We start from the raw sequence: 17,564 nt of genomic DNA, 5'->3' as shown, positions 1-17,564 counted from the left end.
CGGGGGTTTGGGTTTCTCATCCTTTCGGACTATATGTGACGGGATGCCCGCCTTCTTCGCTCCCGGTGGAGATTCGATGTCCTCTCGTCATGCTCGCGTTCTCGTGATCGGTTCCGGCCCGGCCGGTTATACCGCTGCCATCTATGCCGCCCGCGCCATGCTGGAACCGGTGCTGATCGCCGGCATCCAGATCGGCGGCCAGCTGACCGTCACCACCGACGTCGAGAACTATCCGGGCTTCGCCGAACCGATCCAGGGCCCCTGGCTGGTCGAGCAGATGCGGCTCCAGGCCGAGCACTGCGGCACCGAATTCGTCACCGACACGGTGACCGCGGCCGACCTCTCCGCCCGCCCCTTCCGGCTCGAGACCGACAGCGGTACCGCCTGGACCTGCGACGTGCTGATCATCGCCACCGGCGCCCAGGCCAAGTGGCTCGGCATCCCGTCGGAGGAGAAGTTCCGCGGCTTCGGCGTCTCGGCCTGCGCCACCTGCGACGGCTTCTTCTACCGCGGCAAGGAAGTGGTGGTCGTCGGCGGCGGCAATTCGGCCGTCGAGGAGGCGCTCTACCTCACCAACCACGCCTCGAAGGTGACGATCATCCATCGCCGCGATTCGTTCCGCGCCGAGAAGGTGCTGCAGCAGCGCCTCTTCGCGCATCCCAAGATCGAGGTGATCTGGAACGCCGCGGTCGACGAGGTTCTGGGCACCCCCGGCATTCCGCCGTCGGTCACCGGCGTCCGCATCGAGGACGTGAAGACCGGCGCGAAGCGCGACGTCGCTTGCGACGGCTTCTTCGTGGCGATCGGCCACAAGCCGGCGGTCGAACTCTTCGAGGGGCAGCTGAAGCTGAAGCCCTCGGGCTATCTCTGGGTGGAACCGGGCACGTCGCGGACCTCGATCCCCGGCGTCTTCGCCGCCGGCGACGTCTGCGACGACGTCTATCGCCAGGCGGTCACCGCCGCCGGCATGGGCTGCATGGCCGCTCTCGAGGCGGAGAAGTACCTGTCCGGTCACGGCGCCTGAGGAGGCGTCGAAGACGCCCGACCGGGCGGGACGAGAATTGGGGGGAAGTGCCGTGGATTGGGACAAGCTGAGGATCTTTCACGCCGCCGCCGACGCGGGTTCCTTCACCCATGCGGGCGAGTTCCTCGAGATGAGTCAGTCGGCGGTCAGCCGTCAGGTCTCGGCGCTCGAGACCGACCTCGGCGTGCCGCTGTTCCATCGCCACGCCCGTGGTCTGATCCTGACCGAACAGGGCGAACTGCTCTTCCGCACCGCCCGCGAGGTGATGCTGAAGCTCGAGCAGGCGCGCTCCCGCCTCGTCGAGACCCGCGAGAAGCCGACCGGCACGCTGCGCGTCACCACGACCGTCGGGCTGGGCACCTCGTGGCTGACCTCGCGCATCCACGAGTTCGTCGAGCTCTACCCGGAGGTGGAACTCGAGCTGATCCTCGACGATCAGGAACTCGACCTCGCCATGCGCGAGGCCGACGTGGCGCTGCGCGTGCGCCAGCCGGTGCAGCCGGACCTGATCCAGCGCAAGCTCTTCGCCATCCACTATCATCTCTACGCGTCGTCGGCCTATCTCAAGCGCCACGGCAGCCCCGAGACGATCGAGGAGCTCGACAACCACCGCATCATCACCTTCGGCTCGTCCGCCCCGGTGTACCTGCGCGACATGAACTGGCTGGAGACCGCCGGTCGTCCACTCAACGCGCCGCGCCGGCCGTGCCTGAAGATCAATTCGGTGCTGGCGATCAAGCGCGCGGTGCAGCGCGGCGTCGGCATCGCGCTCCTGCCCGACTATCTGATCGACGCCAATTCGGACCTGGTGCAGCTGATCCCGGAAGCCGACGTCCCGGCCTTCGACTGCTACTTCGTCTATCCGGAGGAGATGCGGAACACCGCCCGCGTCAAGGTCTTCCGCGACTTCCTGATCTCCAAGGCGGAACGCTGGACGTTCTGAGCGAGGGCCGCGGCGATCATCGCCGCGGCCCTTCGCTTCAGTAGAAGATCCGTTCCTTCTCCATGCCCCGATAGAGCTCGGCGACCTGCGCCTCGTAGCCGTTGTAGAGCAGCGTCGGCACCGTCTCGTTGGTGCCGAGACGGCGTTCCGTCGCCTGGCTCCAGCGCGGATGGGCGACCTTGGGATTGATGTTGGCCCAGAAGCCGTATTCCTGCGGCCCGAGATCTTCCCAGAAGGTGCGCGGCCGCTTGGCGACGAAGGAGAAGCGGACGATCGACTTCACCGACTTGAAGCCGTACTTCCACGGCACCGCCAGCCGGATCGGTGCGCCGTTCTGGTTGGGCATCGGCTTGCCGTACATGCCGACCGCCAGGAAGGCCATGTCGTTCTTCGCCTCGGCGATCGACAGGCCCTCGGTATAGGGCCAGGGATAGCGCGCCGCGCGCTGCTGGCGGGCGACGTCGGGGGCCGAGAAGCTCTCCATCTGGAGGAACTTCGCCTCCGCCCTGGGCGAGGCCATGGCGACGAGCTCGGCGAGCGGGAAGCCGGTCCACGGCACCACCGCCGACCAGGTCTCGACGCAGCGATGGCGATAGATCCGCTCCTCGAGCGTCACCTTCTTCAGGAGATCGTCGATGTCGATCTTGAAGGGCTTGTCGACCAACCCGTCGACGACGATCGCCCAGGGCGACACCTTGAGCTTCGAGGCTTCCGGCTGGATCGCCTTGTCGAAGCCGAACTCGTAGAAGTTGTTGTAGTTGGTCGCGTCGAATTCCGGCGTGATCTGCTCGGTCGCCGGGAAGTCGGCGTTGGCCTTGGCCGGCAGCAGCTTCTCGATCGCCGACACGGCCGCCGTCGCCGTCTTCGGCAACCCGACGAGGCCCGCCGCCAGCGCGCCCGCCGCACCGCCGAGCAGTTTCCGCCGCTCGACGAAGAGCGTCTCCGGCGTCACGTCGTTCTCGCCCAGTTCCCACGGTCGCTTCAGGAAGCGCATGTCGTTCTCCTCGGGATGTCGCCCCCACGCGACGTCCTACGGAGATTGACGCATATTCGTTGCAATTTACTCGATCACGATCGATCGAATTGACGTGATCGCATCAACCGTCCACGCCGGTGACGATCGCCGTCAGGACCCGGGCGAGCGCCGCGTCGAAGGCCGCGGTGACCGCCTTGGCACCGTCGCCGGTCGCCTCCTCGGCCGCGTGTTCGACGGTGGAGAGGACCCGGCCGCTGCGGTCGTCCATCGTCTTGACCCCGAGCGCCACCACGACCTTGCCCTCGGCCGGGCGATAGTCGAAGGCGCGGATGTCGACGACCAGTTGGCGATCGATGGCGAGCCCCTGCCCCGGTCTTCCTGCTGCGCGGAAGCGGCCCGAACGCTCGAGCGTCTGGACGAGGCGCGACTGGACCAGCCGCGGCAGGCGGTCGGACCACTGGATGCCGGAGAAATAGGCGATCTCGGTCGGGCTCGAGCGGACGAGCAGCCTTTCGGTGTCGTAGGCGCGGTCGACCACCGGCTCGGGCACCAGCACCTGCAGCGTCCGGCCCTTGGCGCGGGCCGCGACGGTCGGCGCGGTGAGATCGTAGGTGTCGAGCGCCGAGGAGCCGAACGCCGAGCAGCCGGCGAGCAGCAGGGACGCCAGCGCCACGCCGAGGAGCCCCCGCGCGACCTTCACCACCCCCTCGTTCCCCGACACGACGCTCATCGACGATTCCCCGAATACTCCGGCACGTTGCCCCCCGGACCGCCGAAGATCAACCGCTTGGGATCGCGATCGAGATTGCCCACCGCCCGGTCGATCGTGCCGATGGCGCGGCGGCCGTCGGAGACGAGATCGCGCAGGTCGCGCACGCCGGCGCCGATGTCGCCGGCCTTGCCCTGGAAGGCGGTCGCCGCCTCGCGGATCGCCTTGGCGGCGTCCTTGGCCTCGGTGAGGAAGTCCGTCGCCTTGACCGCCAGCCCCTTGCCCTCGTCGGAGCCCGCCAGCCCGTCGAGCTTGGCGAGGATGCCGTCGACCCGCTTGGAGGCCTCGTCGAGCCGCGCCATGGTGGCGTCGGCGTGGTCGACGATCGATGTGACCTTCTTCCTGTCGACCGACACCACGAGTTCGTCGACATGGCCGACCAGCGTCTCGGCGCGGGCGGAGATCTTCGTCAGAACGTCCGCCGCCTTGCCGACCGAGGCCATGAAGTCGCGGACGCCGTCCTTGTTCTCGGCGAGCACGTTGGAGAAGGCCTCGATGTTGCGGGTGGTCGTCTCGACCGACTTGGCGTTGTCCTTGACCAGCTGGTCGATGGTGCCGACCGCGCTGTCGACGCGCGCCAGAACGCGCTGGGCGCCTTCCATGATGTCCTGCACCGAGGAGCGCTCGGCCAGCATCACCCGGTCGTTGTCGGGCATCGCCAGCAGCGCCTTGGCCGCCGCCGAACCGCCCCAGATCTGCACGAAGGAGGCACCCGTCAGGCCCTGGTAGCCGAGCGAGACGTGGCTGTCGACCTTGATCGGCGTCGTCGTGTCGACGGTGACGCGCGCCACCACCCGCTCCGGATCGTCGGGCGAGAAGGAGAGCCGCGACACTTCGCCGACCTTGATGCCGTTGAAGGTGACGTTGGCGCCGGTGACGAGGCCGGAGACCGAACCGGGGAAGACCACGGTGATCCCGGCCCGCCCGGTCGAATCCGAGCCCTTGAGCAGCCAGAAGGCCGAGCCGAAGCCCGCCGCGATCAACGCGAGCACGAAGAGGCCGACGGCGACGAGATTGGCCCTGGTCTCCATCTCACTCGGTTCTCCCCGGCGCTTCGGCCGTGCCGTGCGCCAACTCTTCCCGCGCACCGGCCGTGCCGTGCGCCCGCTCGTCCTGCGCGTCGACGATCCCGCGCGCCCGCGCTCCGCGGAAATAGGCCTTCACCCACGGATGGTCGAAGGCCAGCATCGTCGAGAGCGGCCCCTCCACGAGAACGCGCCGATTCCCGAGCACCGCTATTCGGTCGCACACCGACCGCAGACTGTCGAGGTCGTGGGTCACCATGAAGACCGTCAATCCCAGCGTATCGCGCAGTTTGGCGATCAGATCGTCGAAATCGCCGGCGCCGATCGGGTCGAGACCCGAGGTCGGCTCGTCGAGGAAGACGATCGCGGGATCGAGCGCCAGCGCGCGGGCGAGCGACGCGCGCTTGATCATGCCGCCCGACAATTCCGACGGATGTTTGTCCGCCGCGTCCGGCGGCAGGCCGACCATCGCGAGTTTCAGCCGCGCCAGCTCGTCCATCGTCCGCTGCGACAGCTTCATGTGCTCGCGCATCGGCACCTGGACGTTCTGCAGCACGTTGAGCGAGGAGAACAGCGCGCCGTGCTGGAAGAGGACGCCCCAGGAGCGTTCGACCTGCATCTTGACCGACGGTTCGACCCGGTCGAGGTCGTGGCCCATCACCTCGATCGTGCCGGCACGGCGCCGGTTGAGGCCGAGAATGGTGCGCATCAGCACCGACTTGCCGGTGCCCGACCCGCCGACGAAACCGAGGATCTCGCCCGCCTTCACGTCGAGATCGAGGTTCTCGAGGATCAGTTTCTCGCCGAAGCCCACGGTCACGCCGCGGCAGCGGATGATCGGTCGGTCGCGCCCGGTTCCTGCCATGGTCACACCCCCACCGCGGCGTAGAACATGGCGAAGATGCCATCGACCAGAATGACGATGAAGATCGACTTCACCACCGCCATCGTCGTGTGACGGCCGAGCGATTCGGCGCTGCCGGCGACCTGCAGCCCCTCGAGGCAGCTGACCATGGCGATGATCATCGCCATGAACGGCGCCTTGGTGACGCCGACGAAGAAGGTCTTGAAGCCGACCGCGCCGTGCAGCCGGTTGAGGAAGGTGGCGGTCGGGATGTCCGCATAGGCGTTGCAGACGATCGCCGCCCCGAAGATCGCCGCGAGATCGGCGACGAAGACCAGGATCGGCAGGGCCAGCATCAGCGCCAGCACCCGCGGCACCACCAGGACCTCGACCGGATCGAGACCGGTGACCTTCAGCGCGTCGATCTCCTCGCGCATCTTCATCGAGCCGAGTTCGGCGGTGAAGGCCGAGCCGGAGCGGCCCGCCACCATGACCGCGGTCAGGATCACCGCGATCTCGCGCAGCGTCAGCACCCCGACCATGTCGACGACGTAGATGTCGGCGCCGAAGCGGCGAAAATAGAAGGCGCCCTGCTGGGCGATGATGCAGCCGATCAGGAAGCTCATCAGCGCGATGATCGGCAGCGCGTCGATCGTCGTGCGCTGGACCTGATGCACGAAGGGGATGAAGCGCATCCGCCGCGGCTCGACGAAGGTCCTCCCGATCACCGTTGCGATGCCGCCGAGCAGCGTCAGCCCCTCGCGCAGCTCGCGCCAGAAGGAGAAGCCGAGCCGACCGAGATCGATCAGCGCGCAGATCACCGGCCCCGGCCCGAGCGCCGGCGGCGGCGGTTTGCGATCGGCCTGCGCCACCTCGTCGCAGAGCACCCGCCGCGTGGCATCGAGCCCCTCGACCGTCCGCCGCTCGTCCGGCACCGCCTCGGCGATGCGGTGGAAGAACAGCGCACCGGCGGTGTCGAGCCGTCCGACGGCGGAGAGATCGAGCAGCAACGCATCGCTCCCGGCCGCGAGGCGGGCCGCCGCTTCGTCGACGTCCGCCTCGATCGCACCGACCGAACGGATCGTCCAGTCGCCCGCCGGGCGCACGACGAGCCGCCCCGCACCGGGCTCGAGGGCGAGCGTCGGCGGCGTTCCCGTCCAGCTTTCGGCGGCCGAGGCCTCGTTCATTCCCGCTCCCGGCGGATCGCGACCCATGTCGGCGACCGGCCCTCTCCTCGGCGTCTGACGCATGGCCCGCCCCCGTCGAGGAGACTTGTCGGGCGGCGTCGAGGCCACTTATGAATCGACGTCGAAGTGTGCCGCCCCGACACCGGGGTCCGCAAGCACGGCGAAGCATTTGTCACCGTAGAGTGACCGGGATGCGACGCCGACCGCGAGGAGATCGTCCATGGAAATCGCCCGTCCCTATCTCCTCTTCCTCGGTGACGTCCACGACGCGCTCGCCGCCAAGACGGCGCTCGGCATCGTCGACTGGCGCCCCGAGTGGTGCCTCGGCCAGTTGCGCCTGCCCGGCTGCGCCGCCGATGCCAAGATCCCCGACATGACCGTGGCGCAGGCCGTCGCGGCGGGCGTGAAGACCATGGTGGTCGGCGTCGTCAACGCCGGCGGCGTGCTGCCCGAGCACTGGATCTCGACCATCGTCGCCGCCCTCGAGGCCGGCCTCGACGTCGCGACCGGCCTGCACGTGCGCCTCGCCTCGATCCCGGCGATCGCCGAGGCCGCGGCGAAGACCGGCCGCAAGCTGCACGACGTCCGCCACACCTCCGAGCGCTTCGCCACCGGCAAGGGCACCAAGCGCCCCGGCCTGCGGCTCCTCACCGTCGGCACCGACTGTTCGGTCGGCAAGAAGTACACCGCCCTCGCGCTCGAGCGCGAGATGCGCGCCCGCGGCCTCGATGCCGACTTCCGCGCCACCGGCCAGACCGGCGTCTTCATCTCCGGCCGCGGCGCCGCGATCGACGCCGTCGTCGCCGACTTCATCTCCGGCGCGGTCGAGTGGATCGCCCCGGCCGCGGCGCCCTCCCATTGGGACGTCGTCGAGGGCCAGGGCTCGCTCTTCCACCCGAGCTTCGCCGGCGTGTCGCTCGGCCTGCTGCACGGCGCCCAGCCCGATGCCTTCGTCATCTGCCACGAGCCGACCCGCTCGAAGATGCGCGGCGTCGAGCACGCCCTGCCGACGATCTCGGAAGTGATCGAGGCGACCATCGCCATGGGCAAGCTGACCAACCCCGGCATCCGCCCGGTCGGCATCGCCATCAACACCGAGCACCTGTCGGACACCGACGCCCGCAGCGTCTGCGAATCGGCCGCCCGGCTCCATGCGCTGCCGGCCTCCGACCCGGTGCGCTTCGGCGTCGGCCCGATCGTCGATCGCCTCCTCGAACTCTTCCCCGCGGGCTGACCATGGCGCTCGCTCTCACGGTCGCCGTCGAACGCTTCCCGATCGCCGGCGCCTTCACCATCTCGCGCGGCAGCCGCACCGAGGCCGTCGTCGTCACCGCCACGGTGAGCGACGGCACCGCGACCGGCCGCGCCGAATGCGTGCCCTACGCCCGCTACGACGAGACCGTCGAGGGCGTCGTCGCCGAGCTGGAGACATGCGCCGCCGCGGTCGCGGCCCCCGGTTTCGACCGGGCACAGGCGCAGGCGGCTCTCCCCGCCGGTGCCGCCCGCAACGCGCTCGACTGCGCGCTGTGGGATTACGAGGCCAAGCGCTCCGGCATCCCCGTCCGCGTCGCGGCGGGGCTGCCCGAGCCCGGCCCGCTCGTCACCTGCTACACGCTGAGCCTCGGCACGCCGGAGAGCATGCTCGCCGCCGCGCAGGCCGCCGCCGCCCGCCCCCTGCTCAAGGTCAAGCTCGGCGGCGAGGGCGATCCCGAGCGCATCGCCGCCGTCCGCGAGGGCGCGCCGAAGGCCCGCCTCGTGGTCGACGCCAACGAGGCCTGGCGCGAGGAGACGCTTCTCGCCAATCTCGAAGCCGCGGTGAAGGCCGGCGTCGAGCTGATCGAACAGCCGCTGCCGGCCGGTGCCGACGATGCGCTCGAAGGGCTTTCGAGCCCGATCCCGATCTGCGCCGACGAGAGCCTCCACACCGTCGAGGACCTCGACGCGCTGGCCAGGCGCTACGCCGCGATCAACGTCAAGCTCGACAAGACCGGCGGCCTCACCGAGGCGCTGCGGCTGGTGCGGGCGGCGCGCGAGCGGAAGTTCCGCCTGATGGTCGGCTGCATGGTCGGCTCGTCGCTGGCGATGGCCCCGGCCGTGCTGCTGGCGCAAGGGGCGGACGTCGTCGATCTCGACGGGCCTCTGCTGCTCGCCCGCGACCGCGACGGCGGCCTGACCTACGAAGGCTCGCTGGTCTACCCGCCCGTCCCCGCGCTCTGGGGCTGACGCCCGGCGCGGACACGCCGCGAGGCCGAGACGGACGCGTCACGCACGGTGGGGCTGGCCCCGCCGCGCCGCCCCCGTCGCGCGGACCAGCACGACGCCGCCGACCGCGGCCAGCACCGACATGGCGGCGAAGCCGCCGCCGCCGAAATGCTGGTAGAGCGGCCCGCTCGCCAGTGTCGCCAGCGCCATCGTGAACCCGTTCCCCGACACCATCATGCCCTGCACGGTGGCGGCGCGACCGTCCTCGACGCGGCGGGCGATCACCGTCATGACGCCGAGGTGGACGGCGGCGAAGCTCGCCGCATGCAGCGTCTGCAGGAAGATCCACGGCCAGAACGTGCCGTCGAGCAGCGGGAAGAGCGTCCAGCGCACCGTTCCGCCGATGCCGCCGATCGCCACCAGCAGACGCGGCGAGACATGGGTGAGCACCTTGCCCGAGGCGGCGAAGAGCGCGATCTCGCCGATCACCCCGAGCGCCCACAGCGCGCCGATCTCGTCGCCGGAGAAGCCGAGCGAGGCCCAGTGGATCGACGAGAAGCCGTAGAGCATGGCGTGGCTGCCCTGCATCAGCGCGACGCCGATCAGCACCGCCATCAACACCCGGTCGCCGGCGAGCTCCCGCATGGCGCCGAGCATGCTCGGCCCGGCCGGCCTCGCCTCGCCCTTCTCCGCCCGGTCGCGCGGCAGGAAGAAGGCGGCGGCGAACTGGAGACCCATGCCGCCGACGAGGAAGACCCAGATGCCGTGGGCGCCGTGGCGCGTCGCCACCCAGCCGGCCGCCAGATTGACGACGACGAAGGAGATCGAGCCCCACACCCGCATCCGCCCGTAGACCGCCTCGCCGCGCCGGACCGCGCCGGTCGCCAGCGCGTCGGAAACCGGCAGGATGCCGTTCCACGGGGCGCTCATGACGAGGGTCGCGACCAGCAGGCCCCAGAACCCGCCGACCGCGCCGACCAGCAACGCCCCCGCCAGCGCCACCGCGCAATAGGCGATCAGCGCCAGCCGGCGGTCGCCGAGCCGGTCGGCGAAGGCGCCGAGCGCCGAGGCGGTGGTGACGCGCAGCACGATCGGCAGCGTCGTGATCACGGCGATCGCCGCCGCGTCCTGCCCATGCGCTGCCAGCAACACGGGATAGAACGGCAGATGCACGCCGATGGGCACGAAGGATGCCGCGTAGAACGTCGAGATCAGGAACGGAGTGGAAGACGATTTCATCACGATTGCTCAGATTTTCACGAACCCATAAACTGATCCCGAGAGATTCGCGAGCTAAGACGGGGGGATGGTCTCGCCCGGTCTGCCCTCCCGGCGGATCGCCCCCTCGACGACGCGCAAGCCCCCGAGAGCACGCCACCATGTCGACGCCCGCGCCGGTCACTCCTCTCGCCATCGAAGACTACGACGCGATCGAAGACGCGGTGATGGAAACCCAGCGCGGTCGCTGGTTCCTCGCCGAACATGCCCGTCGCAATCGCAACTGCGACACCGAGATCGTCCTCGCCTCGCTCGATCGCATCGAGAAGACGATCCGTCGCGAACGCGCCGCCCCCGACATCGACCGTATCCGTCTCGACCTCGCCGACATGGCCGAGGCGATTTCCCGCACCAAGCAGGAAATCGCCCAGATGAAGCTCGACACCGAGCACGGCGGCCGCTTCGCCGACGCCAGCCACGAGCTCGACGCCATCGTCGATCAGACCGAAACCGCCACCAACGAGATCCTCCTCGCCGCCGAGGGCATCCAGGAAGCCGCCTGGACCCTGCGCGAGGCCGGCGCCGCCGACGAGCTCTGCGAGAAGCTCGACGTCCACGCCACCGACATCTACACCGCCTGTTCCTTCCAGGACCTCACCGGCCAGCGGACCCGCAAGGTCGTCACCGTGCTGCGCTACCTCGAGAGCCGCATCAACGCGATGATGGACATCTGGGGTCTCGGCGAGGCGATGGCCGACGTCGTGACGGACGGCGCACGCGCCGAGCAGGGTTTCGACCCGATGGACGAGCGGCCCGACGCTCACCTCCTCAACGGCCCGCAGCTCCACGGCCGCGGCGTCGATCAGGGCGGTGTCGACGAGTTGATGGGCGATACGGTGCAGGACGAAGCGCCGGCCGATGCGATCGAGGCGGACATGTTCGACCTCGCGGCGGACGAACCGTCGGACGAGGCGATCACCGACGGCGCCGACGTCTTCGCCGGAGCCGACGTCTTCGCCTCCGACGCGGTCGAACGCGTCGCCGCCAACGTCTTCGCCCCGACGCCGCGCGGCGCCGAGCGGGCCGCCCCGATGGGCGAGATCGCACTCGCCGACGACGTGGTCTTCGCCGAGACGACGACGGTCGCGGTCGGCAACACGATGATGGTGGTCGAGACCGGCGCCGTCGAACTGGCCGCCGAGGAAGCCGAGGTCGCCCTCGCCGTGGTGCCGTCGGTCGACCCGGTCGCCGAGTTCTCCACCGCTCACCGGCTGATCACCTTCGGCTGATCGCACCTTCCCAGAGACGAAACCATCGGCCGAGCGATCGGCCGATGGTTTTTCCGTTCGGTCGCCCGACTCGTTCGGCCCTGCCCGAGACGAGGCCGATCACTCGGCCGCGAGTTCGCGCGCGCGTCGTTCCTTGGCCTCGATCGCCTCGACGAACTGATGCGCCGAGGTCGCCCAGTCGAAGCGACGGGCGAGCGCCACGGCTTCGGTCCGGTCGATCGTCAGCGCCGCGAGCGCCGCCTCGCGCAGGTCCTCGTGGAGGACGCCGCCGGTGGTGCCGCCGAGGATGTCGATCGGCCCGGTCACCGGATAGGCGGCGACCGGCAGGCCGGAGGCGAGCGCCTCGACCACGACGTTGCCGAACGTGTCGGTGAGCGAGGGGAAGACGAAGACGTCGGCCGCCGCATAGTGGCGCGCCAGATCCTCGCCGACCTTGGCGCCGAGGAAGCGGGCCGCCGGGAACTTCGCCTTGAGCCCGTCGAGCGCCGGACCGTCGCCGATCACCACCTTGGTGCCCGGCAGGTCGAGCGCCAGGAAGGCCTCGAGGTTCTTCTCGACCGCGACGCGGCCGACGTTGAGGAAGATCGGCCGCGGCAGTCCGGCATAGACGTCGTCGACGTCGTCGCGCGGATGATAGATCGCGGTGTCGACGCCGCGCGACCAGATCACCAGATTGGTGTGGCCCTGCTCGGTCAGCTCCCGCTTCAGGCTCTCGGTCGCCACCATGCAGGCGTCCGCCGCCTCGTGGAACCGGCGCAGCCAGCGCCGGATCGGTCCGATCGGCACGAAGGGCCAGCGCGAACCGACGTATTCGGGGAAGCGGGTGTGATAGCTCGTGGTGAACCCGTCCGCCGCCCCGGCCCTGACCGCCCGCCGCGCCAGGACGCCGAGCGGCCCCTCGGTCGCGATGTGGACGTGATCGGGCGCCAGCGCCGCGATCTTGCGCCGGACCGCGCCGGGCGTCGTCAGCGACAGCCGGATTTCGGGATAGGACGGGCACGGCAGCGTGCGCCAGTCGAGCGGCGTCAGGAAGACCACCTCGTGACCGAGCGCCGCCAGTTCGTCGGCCAGCCGTTCGAGCGTGCGCACCACGCCGTTGATCTGCGGACGCCAGGCATCCGTCACCACGAGAATTCTGCTCATGCCGCCTCGAGTGCCTCCTCGGAGGCCTCGTCCGACGCGTCGTCGGCGATGTCGGTGCCGCGCTGGCGCCAGGTGACGATCTCGAAGGAGCCGTCGTCGTTCTCGAGGAGCGCCGTGCAGCTCTCCACCCAGTCACCGGTGTTCATGTAGGAGACGCCGCCTCGTTCGCCGATCGTGGCATGATGGATGTGGCCGCAGACCACGCCGTCGGCGCCGACCCGACGGGCCTCCGCCGCCAGCGTGTCCTCGAAGCGGCCGATGAAGTCGACCGCGTTCTTGACCTTGAGCTTGGCCCAGGCCGACAGCGACCAGTAGGGAAAACCGAGGCGACGCCGCACGGCGTCGAGCGCGGTGTTGATGCCGAGCGCCAGCGTGTAGGCGCCGTCGCCGAGATGGGCGAGCCACTTGGCGTTGCGCACCACCACGTCGAACTGGTCGCCGTGCATGACGAGATGGCGCCGCCCGTCGACACCGACGTGGATGGCGTGGTCCATCACCTCGACGACGCCGAAGTGGACGCCGAGATAGTCGCGCAGGAACTCGTCGTGATTGCCCGGCACATAGACGATGCGGGCGCCCTTGCGGCCCTTGCGCAGCAGCTTCTGGACGACGTCGTTGTGGGCCTGCGGCCAGTACCAGCCGCGCTTCAGGCGCCAGCCGTCGACGATGTCGCCGACCAGATAGATCGTGTCGGCTTCGTGATGCTTGAGAAAGTCGAGCAGCAGATCCGCCCGGCACCCGCGGGTACCGAGATGGATGTCCGAAAGAAACAGCGCCTTCGAGCGCCGTGGTTCTGCCCCTGCCGTCATGGCTCGGCTCCGGTCTTCGTCGCGTTCGACTTCGAAGAACCAGAGTCCCGTCACGGTTTCATGACGGTCCGTCGCATTCGGGATCGGCGCGTCAGGCCCGCGCTTCGATGAAGGGGGCCCAGTTGGCCCGCGCCCACAGCCGCGCCCGCACCTTGGCCGCGCCGTACGACGCCACGATCCGGCCCGACAGCGCGTCCTTGGCGCCGATCTCGGCGACGATCGCCTCGGAGTGGCCGCGCGCCGCCGAGACGATCGCCTCCGGCACCGAGCGCACCGCGACCCGGTGTTGCGCGATCATCGCCTCGAGCGCCACGGCATTCGCCCATTCGGCCTGGGCGAGGGCGGCGGCGTGTTCCTCGCGCGCCGCCGCCGCGACGATCGCCCGGAGATCGGGATCGAGCGCCTCGAGCGCCCGGATCGAGACGATCGCCTCGCCCGCCCCGTTCGGCTTGTCGAAGCCCGGACCGTAGTAGTGCGGCGTCAGCCGATGCAGGCCGACGGCGAGGTCGGAGGCCGGCGCCAGCAGTTCGGCCGCGTCGACCACGCCCGACTGGAAAGCCGAGAAGACCTCGCCCGGCGGCAGCGCCACCGGCGTCGCCCCCATCCGCCGCCAGATCTCGGCGCCGAGCCCGACGATGCGGATCTTGAGACCGCGCACGTCGTCGGGCGTCGCCAGTTCGCGCCGGAACCAGCCCGCCATCGACACGCCGGTGTTGCCGGCGACGAAGGGCTTCACCCCGAAGGGGGCGTAGAGCTCGTCCCACAGCGCCTGCCCGCCGCCCTGCTCCAGCCAGGAGAGATGCTCGAGCGGCGTCAGGCCGAAGGGCAGCGAGGTGAAGATCGGCGCCGCCGGCATCTTGCCGGCCCAGTAGATCGCCGCCGTGTGGCCGATCTCGGCGGTGCCGCCGGCGACCGCGTCGAAGACCTCGAGTGCCGGAACCAGTTCACCCGCCGCCAGCACCTTGACCGTCAGCCGCCCGTCGGAGAGCCGCTCGATCGACCGCGCCAGCCGTTCGGCCGAGACGCCCGGCCCGGGCAGGTTCTTCGGCCAGGAGGTGACCATCCGCCATTCGACGAGGCCGCGGGCGATCGCCGGGCGGGCGAGGCCGGCACCGGCGGAGAGCGCCAGCGCGCCGAGCGCCGCGCGGCGGGTGGGAGAAGATCCGGTCATCGAAGGCTCCGTCTCGTCGGCCGCCTCAGGCGCGCTCCGACCACCAGGCGTGAAAATGGTCGACCGGGCCGTGACCCTGGCCGACGCCGAGACGATCCGAGGTGCGGATCGCCGCCGTGAGATAGGCCTTGGCCGCCCGCACCGACTGGCCGAGGTCGAGCCCCAGCGCCAGCCCCGCGGCGATGGCCGAGGAGAGCGTGCAGCCGGTGCCGTGGGTGTTGCGGGTGTGATGGCGCTGCGCCGAGAACCACTGTTCGCCGCGCGCGTCGACCAGCACGTCGTCGGCCGCCTCGCCCTCGAAATGGCCGCCCTTCACCAGGACGGCCTGCGCCCCCATGGCGACCAGCACCCGGCCCTGCTCGACCATCTCGTCGCGGCTCGTCGCCCGCGGCCGGCCGGTCAGCACGGCGGCCTCGGCGAGATTGGGGGTGACCACCGTGGCGCGCGGCAGGAGCACCTCGCGCAGCGTCGAGACCGCGTCCTCGGCGAGCAACAGATCGCCCGAGGTCGCCACCATCACCGGATCGAGCACCACGTTCGACGCCCGCCAGCGGTCGAGCCCGGCGCGCACGGCACGGATCACCGCACCTTGCGACAGCATGCCGATCTTCACCGCATCGAAGCCGATGTCGGAGAAGACCGCGTCGATCTGCGCCGTGACGAAGTCGACCGGCACGTCGTGCACACCGGTGACGCCGCGGGTGTTCTGCGCCGTCAGCGCGGTGATCACGCTGGCGCCGTAGACGCCGAGTGCCGAAAAGGTCTTCAGGTCCGCCTGGATGCCGGCACCGCCGCCCGAATCCGAGCCGGCGATGGTGAGTGCCTTGGCCGTCAATTCACGTCCTCCCCACCGCGGCATCGGCCGCGGTCTCCATCCTTCACCGGTGGCGCACGGCCAGGGCCGCCGCCACTTCCTCCGCCAGTCGTGCCGTCGCCGCCTGCGGGTCGTCGGCCATGAAGATTTCCGAGATCACCGCGACGCCGTCGGCGCCCGCCGCGATCACCTCGCCGGCGTTGTCCACCCGGATGCCGGCGATCGCCCCGACCGGAAGATCGCGCCGCATCCGCCGCACGATCGAAGCGAGATGCGAAAGCCCGTCGAGCCCGACCGGCGCATCCGGATTGTGCTTGGAGACGGTGGCGAAGACGCCGCCGATGCAGACGTAGTCGACCGCCGCGACCGGCACCGTCTCGGCATGGCGCTCGTTCTTGACCGTCAGGCCGACGATCGCGGAAGGCCCGAGCAGCCGCCGCGCATCCTCCGCCGCCATGTCGTCCTGGCCGACGTGGACGCCCGCCGCGCCCGCGGCCAGCGCCACGTCGACGCGATCGTTGACGATGAGGGGCACGCCGGTGCCTTCGAGCGCGGCGACGACGGCGCGAGCGCGCGCCACCATCTCCCGCGTCGTGCCGTGCTTGTCGCGCAGCTGGACGATGGTCGCCCCGCCCGCCGCCGCGGCGCGCGCCAGATCGGCGAGATCGCGCCCGCGCACGTGTTCGGGGTCGAGGATGGCATGACAACGGATGTCGACGGTCATCGGATCTTGGCTCGTGCGATGATGGTTTCCTCGTCGAGCCCGTGCAGCGCGTCGAGGATCTCGACGGCGAAGGAGCCCGGCCCGTGCGCCGCGGCGGCCGCCGTCTCGCCGGCGACGCCCAGGGCCACCAGCGCCGCCGCCCCGGCGACGACCGGATCGGGTTCGACCGCCCGGAAGGCGGTGGCCACCGCGAAGCCGGCGCAGCCGATCGCGGTGACACGGTCCATCAGCGGATGGCCGTTGGCGACGCGGATCGTCCGCGTCCCGTCGGTGACGATGTCGACCTCGCCGGTGACGGCCAGCGTCGAGACGAAGTGGACGGCGAAGTCGCGGACGTTCTCGTCGGTGGTCTCGAGGCCGGAGAGGCCGGCGAATTCGGCGTGATTGACGTGGACGAGATCGGGCTCGAGCTCGATCAGCCGACGGGCGAACTCGAGCCGCGACGGCGAGATCTGGATCTTCACCGGGTCGAGCATCCACGGCACGCCCGAATCCTTGGCGACCTCGACCGCCGTCAGCGAGGCGTCGCGCCGCATCCGATCGAGCATGCCGAGATTGATCAGCAGCGCGTCGGAGGCCGCGACGAAGGCCGGCACCTCCTCGGGCGAGAAGGTCATCGACGGCTCGGCCCCGACCGCCAGCAGCATGTTGGCGGTGAAGGTCTGGGCGACCGGCGAGGTGAGAACGTGGATTCGCGGCCGACGCTCGCGCAGACGCGCGAGAATCTCGGCGACGCGCCGCGGAGCGAGCGTCTTGGCCTTGCCGACCGGCGAGAGGGTATGGGTATCCGTCATCGACATCTCAAGTCCCTCCGCCGGCACGACCCGGATCAGGTTCTATGGGTTGGCCTGAGCCTCTCAGCCCGAACGCGCCGGGCACCCCGATGAGATTTGTAGCGCAGAGTTAAGCCGGCGATCGAGCGATGGCAAGGGGGTGTGAAAAAGCCCGGCGCCGACTACCGTTCGACCATCGTCGCCACGCCTTCGCCCATGTCGCCACCGATGATCGCGCCGACGGCATTCCCGGCCGCGACGGGGGACGAAGGGCACGGCGACGTCGATCCGCAGCGCTCCGCTCTTGCCCTCGCCGGCCGCATCTGGTCGACTGGCGCCACATCCGAAGGAACGGAAAAAACAGATGAAACCCTTCTTCGTCCTCATCAAGTGCGCGCTCGGTCGATCCTACGAGGTGGCCACCGCCATCGCCGACGCCGAGATCGCCTCGGAGATCTATTCGACCGCCGGCGACCACGACCTGATCGCGAAGTTCTACGTCGAGGACGAGGCCGACATCGGCCATTTCGTCAACCAGAAGGTCCAGACCGTGCCGGGGATCGTCGACACCAAGACCGTCATCACCTTCAAGGCATTCTGACGTCCCGGACGGGCGTCCGCTCGCCGGCGCCCGTCGTCGCCCACCCTTGCGG

Annotated in this window: 18 protein-coding genes and 1 riboswitch; of the genes, 6 read left to right on the top strand and 12 right to left on the bottom strand. The window is 69.9% G+C overall.

All coding sequences use genetic code 11. The annotated features are described in order from the left end of the window. Positions 1-76 precede the first annotated feature (76 nt). Both trxB and ACT541_RS14685 read left to right on the top strand, forming a co-directional pair. Positions 77-1,024, top strand: a complete 948-nt coding sequence (gene trxB, locus ACT541_RS14690) for a thioredoxin-disulfide reductase (RefSeq protein WP_476137832.1) — start codon at positions 77-79, stop codon at positions 1,022-1,024. A gap of 52 nt (positions 1,025-1,076) precedes the next feature. Then, positions 1,077-1,967 carry a LysR family transcriptional regulator gene (locus ACT541_RS14685; RefSeq protein WP_476137831.1) on the top strand — a complete coding sequence of 297 codons (891 nt, stop codon included), beginning with the start codon at positions 1,077-1,079 and terminating at the stop codon, positions 1,965-1,967. A gap of 37 nt (positions 1,968-2,004) precedes the next feature. On the opposite strand, the gene msrP is transcribed toward ACT541_RS14685, so the two are convergent. From msrP to ACT541_RS14660, 5 genes are all read right to left on the bottom strand, one after another. Beyond that, complete coding sequence (msrP, locus tag ACT541_RS14680) at positions 2,005-2,961, bottom strand: protein-methionine-sulfoxide reductase catalytic subunit MsrP (protein ID WP_476137830.1); 957 nt, start codon at positions 2,959-2,961, stop codon at positions 2,005-2,007. Positions 2,962-3,064: 103 nt separating this feature from the next. After that, positions 3,065-3,673, bottom strand: coding sequence for an ABC-type transport auxiliary lipoprotein family protein (locus ACT541_RS14675; protein WP_476137829.1), 609 nt, complete (start codon positions 3,671-3,673; stop codon positions 3,065-3,067). Beyond that, positions 3,670-4,743 (bottom strand): MlaD family protein, encoded by a 1,074-nt coding sequence (locus tag ACT541_RS14670; protein ID WP_476137828.1) that lies wholly within the window; start codon positions 4,741-4,743, stop codon positions 3,670-3,672. Before ACT541_RS14670 ends, ACT541_RS14675 begins: the two co-directional genes overlap by 4 nt. A 1-nt stretch (position 4,744) precedes the next feature. Then, positions 4,745-5,602 carry an ABC transporter ATP-binding protein gene (locus ACT541_RS14665; protein WP_476137827.1) on the bottom strand — a complete coding sequence of 286 codons (858 nt, stop codon included), beginning with the start codon at positions 5,600-5,602 and terminating at the stop codon, positions 4,745-4,747. 2 nt (positions 5,603-5,604) lie between these two features. After that, complete coding sequence (locus tag ACT541_RS14660) at positions 5,605-6,768, bottom strand: ABC transporter permease (protein ID WP_476137826.1); 1,164 nt, start codon at positions 6,766-6,768, stop codon at positions 5,605-5,607. A 220-nt stretch (positions 6,769-6,988) separates the two neighbouring features. On the opposite strand from ACT541_RS14660, the gene dgcN reads away from it, so the two are divergent. Both dgcN and dgcA read left to right on the top strand, forming a co-directional pair. Continuing rightward, a complete protein-coding gene (gene dgcN / locus ACT541_RS14655; protein WP_476137825.1) occupies positions 6,989-8,002 on the top strand; it encodes an N-acetyltransferase DgcN in 1,014 nt (337 codons plus the stop codon). Positions 8,003-8,004: 2 nt separating this feature from the next. Continuing rightward, complete coding sequence (dgcA, locus tag ACT541_RS14650) at positions 8,005-8,991, top strand: N-acetyl-D-Glu racemase DgcA (RefSeq protein WP_476137824.1); 987 nt, start codon at positions 8,005-8,007, stop codon at positions 8,989-8,991. A gap of 39 nt (positions 8,992-9,030) precedes the next feature. Here the strand turns inward: dgcA and ACT541_RS14645 are convergent, their stop codons facing one another. Then, complete coding sequence (locus ACT541_RS14645) at positions 9,031-10,209, bottom strand: MFS transporter (RefSeq protein WP_476137823.1); 1,179 nt, start codon at positions 10,207-10,209, stop codon at positions 9,031-9,033. Positions 10,210-10,349: 140 nt separating this feature from the next. Here ACT541_RS14645 and ACT541_RS14640 point away from each other — a divergent pair, with 140 nt between their 5' ends. Next, complete coding sequence (locus ACT541_RS14640; RefSeq protein ID WP_476137822.1) at positions 10,350-11,477, top strand: protein phosphatase CheZ; 1,128 nt, start codon at positions 10,350-10,352, stop codon at positions 11,475-11,477. A 99-nt stretch (positions 11,478-11,576) separates the two neighbouring features. Here ACT541_RS14640 and ACT541_RS14635 read toward each other — a convergent pair whose 3' ends face one another. The 6 genes from ACT541_RS14635 to thiM form a co-directional block, all read right to left on the bottom strand. After that, entirely contained in the window at positions 11,577-12,620 is a 1,044-nt protein-coding gene (locus tag ACT541_RS14635) for a glycosyltransferase family 4 protein (protein ID WP_476137821.1), read from the bottom strand. Beyond that, positions 12,617-13,429, bottom strand: a complete 813-nt coding sequence (locus tag ACT541_RS14630) for a UDP-2,3-diacylglucosamine diphosphatase (RefSeq protein WP_476137820.1) — start codon at positions 13,427-13,429, stop codon at positions 12,617-12,619. Before ACT541_RS14630 ends, ACT541_RS14635 begins: the two co-directional genes overlap by 4 nt. Positions 13,430-13,520: 91 nt before the next feature. Continuing rightward, the gene (locus ACT541_RS14625; RefSeq protein WP_476137819.1) at positions 13,521-14,600 is read right to left on the bottom strand and encodes a TRAP transporter substrate-binding protein; all 1,080 of its coding nucleotides are present in this window, start codon (positions 14,598-14,600) and stop codon (positions 13,521-13,523) included. A 25-nt stretch (positions 14,601-14,625) separates the two neighbouring features. After that, positions 14,626-15,435: a bifunctional hydroxymethylpyrimidine kinase/phosphomethylpyrimidine kinase gene (gene thiD / locus ACT541_RS14620; RefSeq protein WP_476137818.1), complete on the bottom strand. Its 810-nt coding sequence runs from the start codon at positions 15,433-15,435 to the stop codon at positions 14,626-14,628. 43 nt (positions 15,436-15,478) lie between these two features. Beyond that, positions 15,479-16,138 (bottom strand): thiamine phosphate synthase, encoded by a 660-nt coding sequence (thiE, locus tag ACT541_RS14615; RefSeq protein WP_476137817.1) that lies wholly within the window; start codon positions 16,136-16,138, stop codon positions 15,479-15,481. Further along, on the bottom strand, positions 16,135-16,938 hold the full coding sequence (gene thiM, locus ACT541_RS14610; protein ID WP_476137816.1) for a hydroxyethylthiazole kinase: 804 nt from the start codon (positions 16,936-16,938) through the stop codon (positions 16,135-16,137). The genes thiE and thiM overlap by 4 nt, the downstream gene beginning before the upstream one ends. Further along, positions 16,927-17,031, bottom strand: a riboswitch (TPP riboswitch). It overlaps the preceding gene by 12 nt. 244 nt (positions 17,032-17,275) lie before the next feature. Here thiM and ACT541_RS14605 point away from each other — a divergent pair. Continuing rightward, positions 17,276-17,512 (top strand): Lrp/AsnC ligand binding domain-containing protein, encoded by a 237-nt coding sequence (locus ACT541_RS14605; RefSeq protein ID WP_476137815.1) that lies wholly within the window; start codon positions 17,276-17,278, stop codon positions 17,510-17,512. Positions 17,513-17,564: the final 52 nt, after the last annotated feature.

The sequence above is a fragment of the Pinisolibacter sp. DMC100 genome (assembly GCF_056313705.1).
The sequence above is the reverse complement of the archived record's forward strand: the minus strand, read 5'-3'. Positions and strand labels throughout refer to the sequence as shown.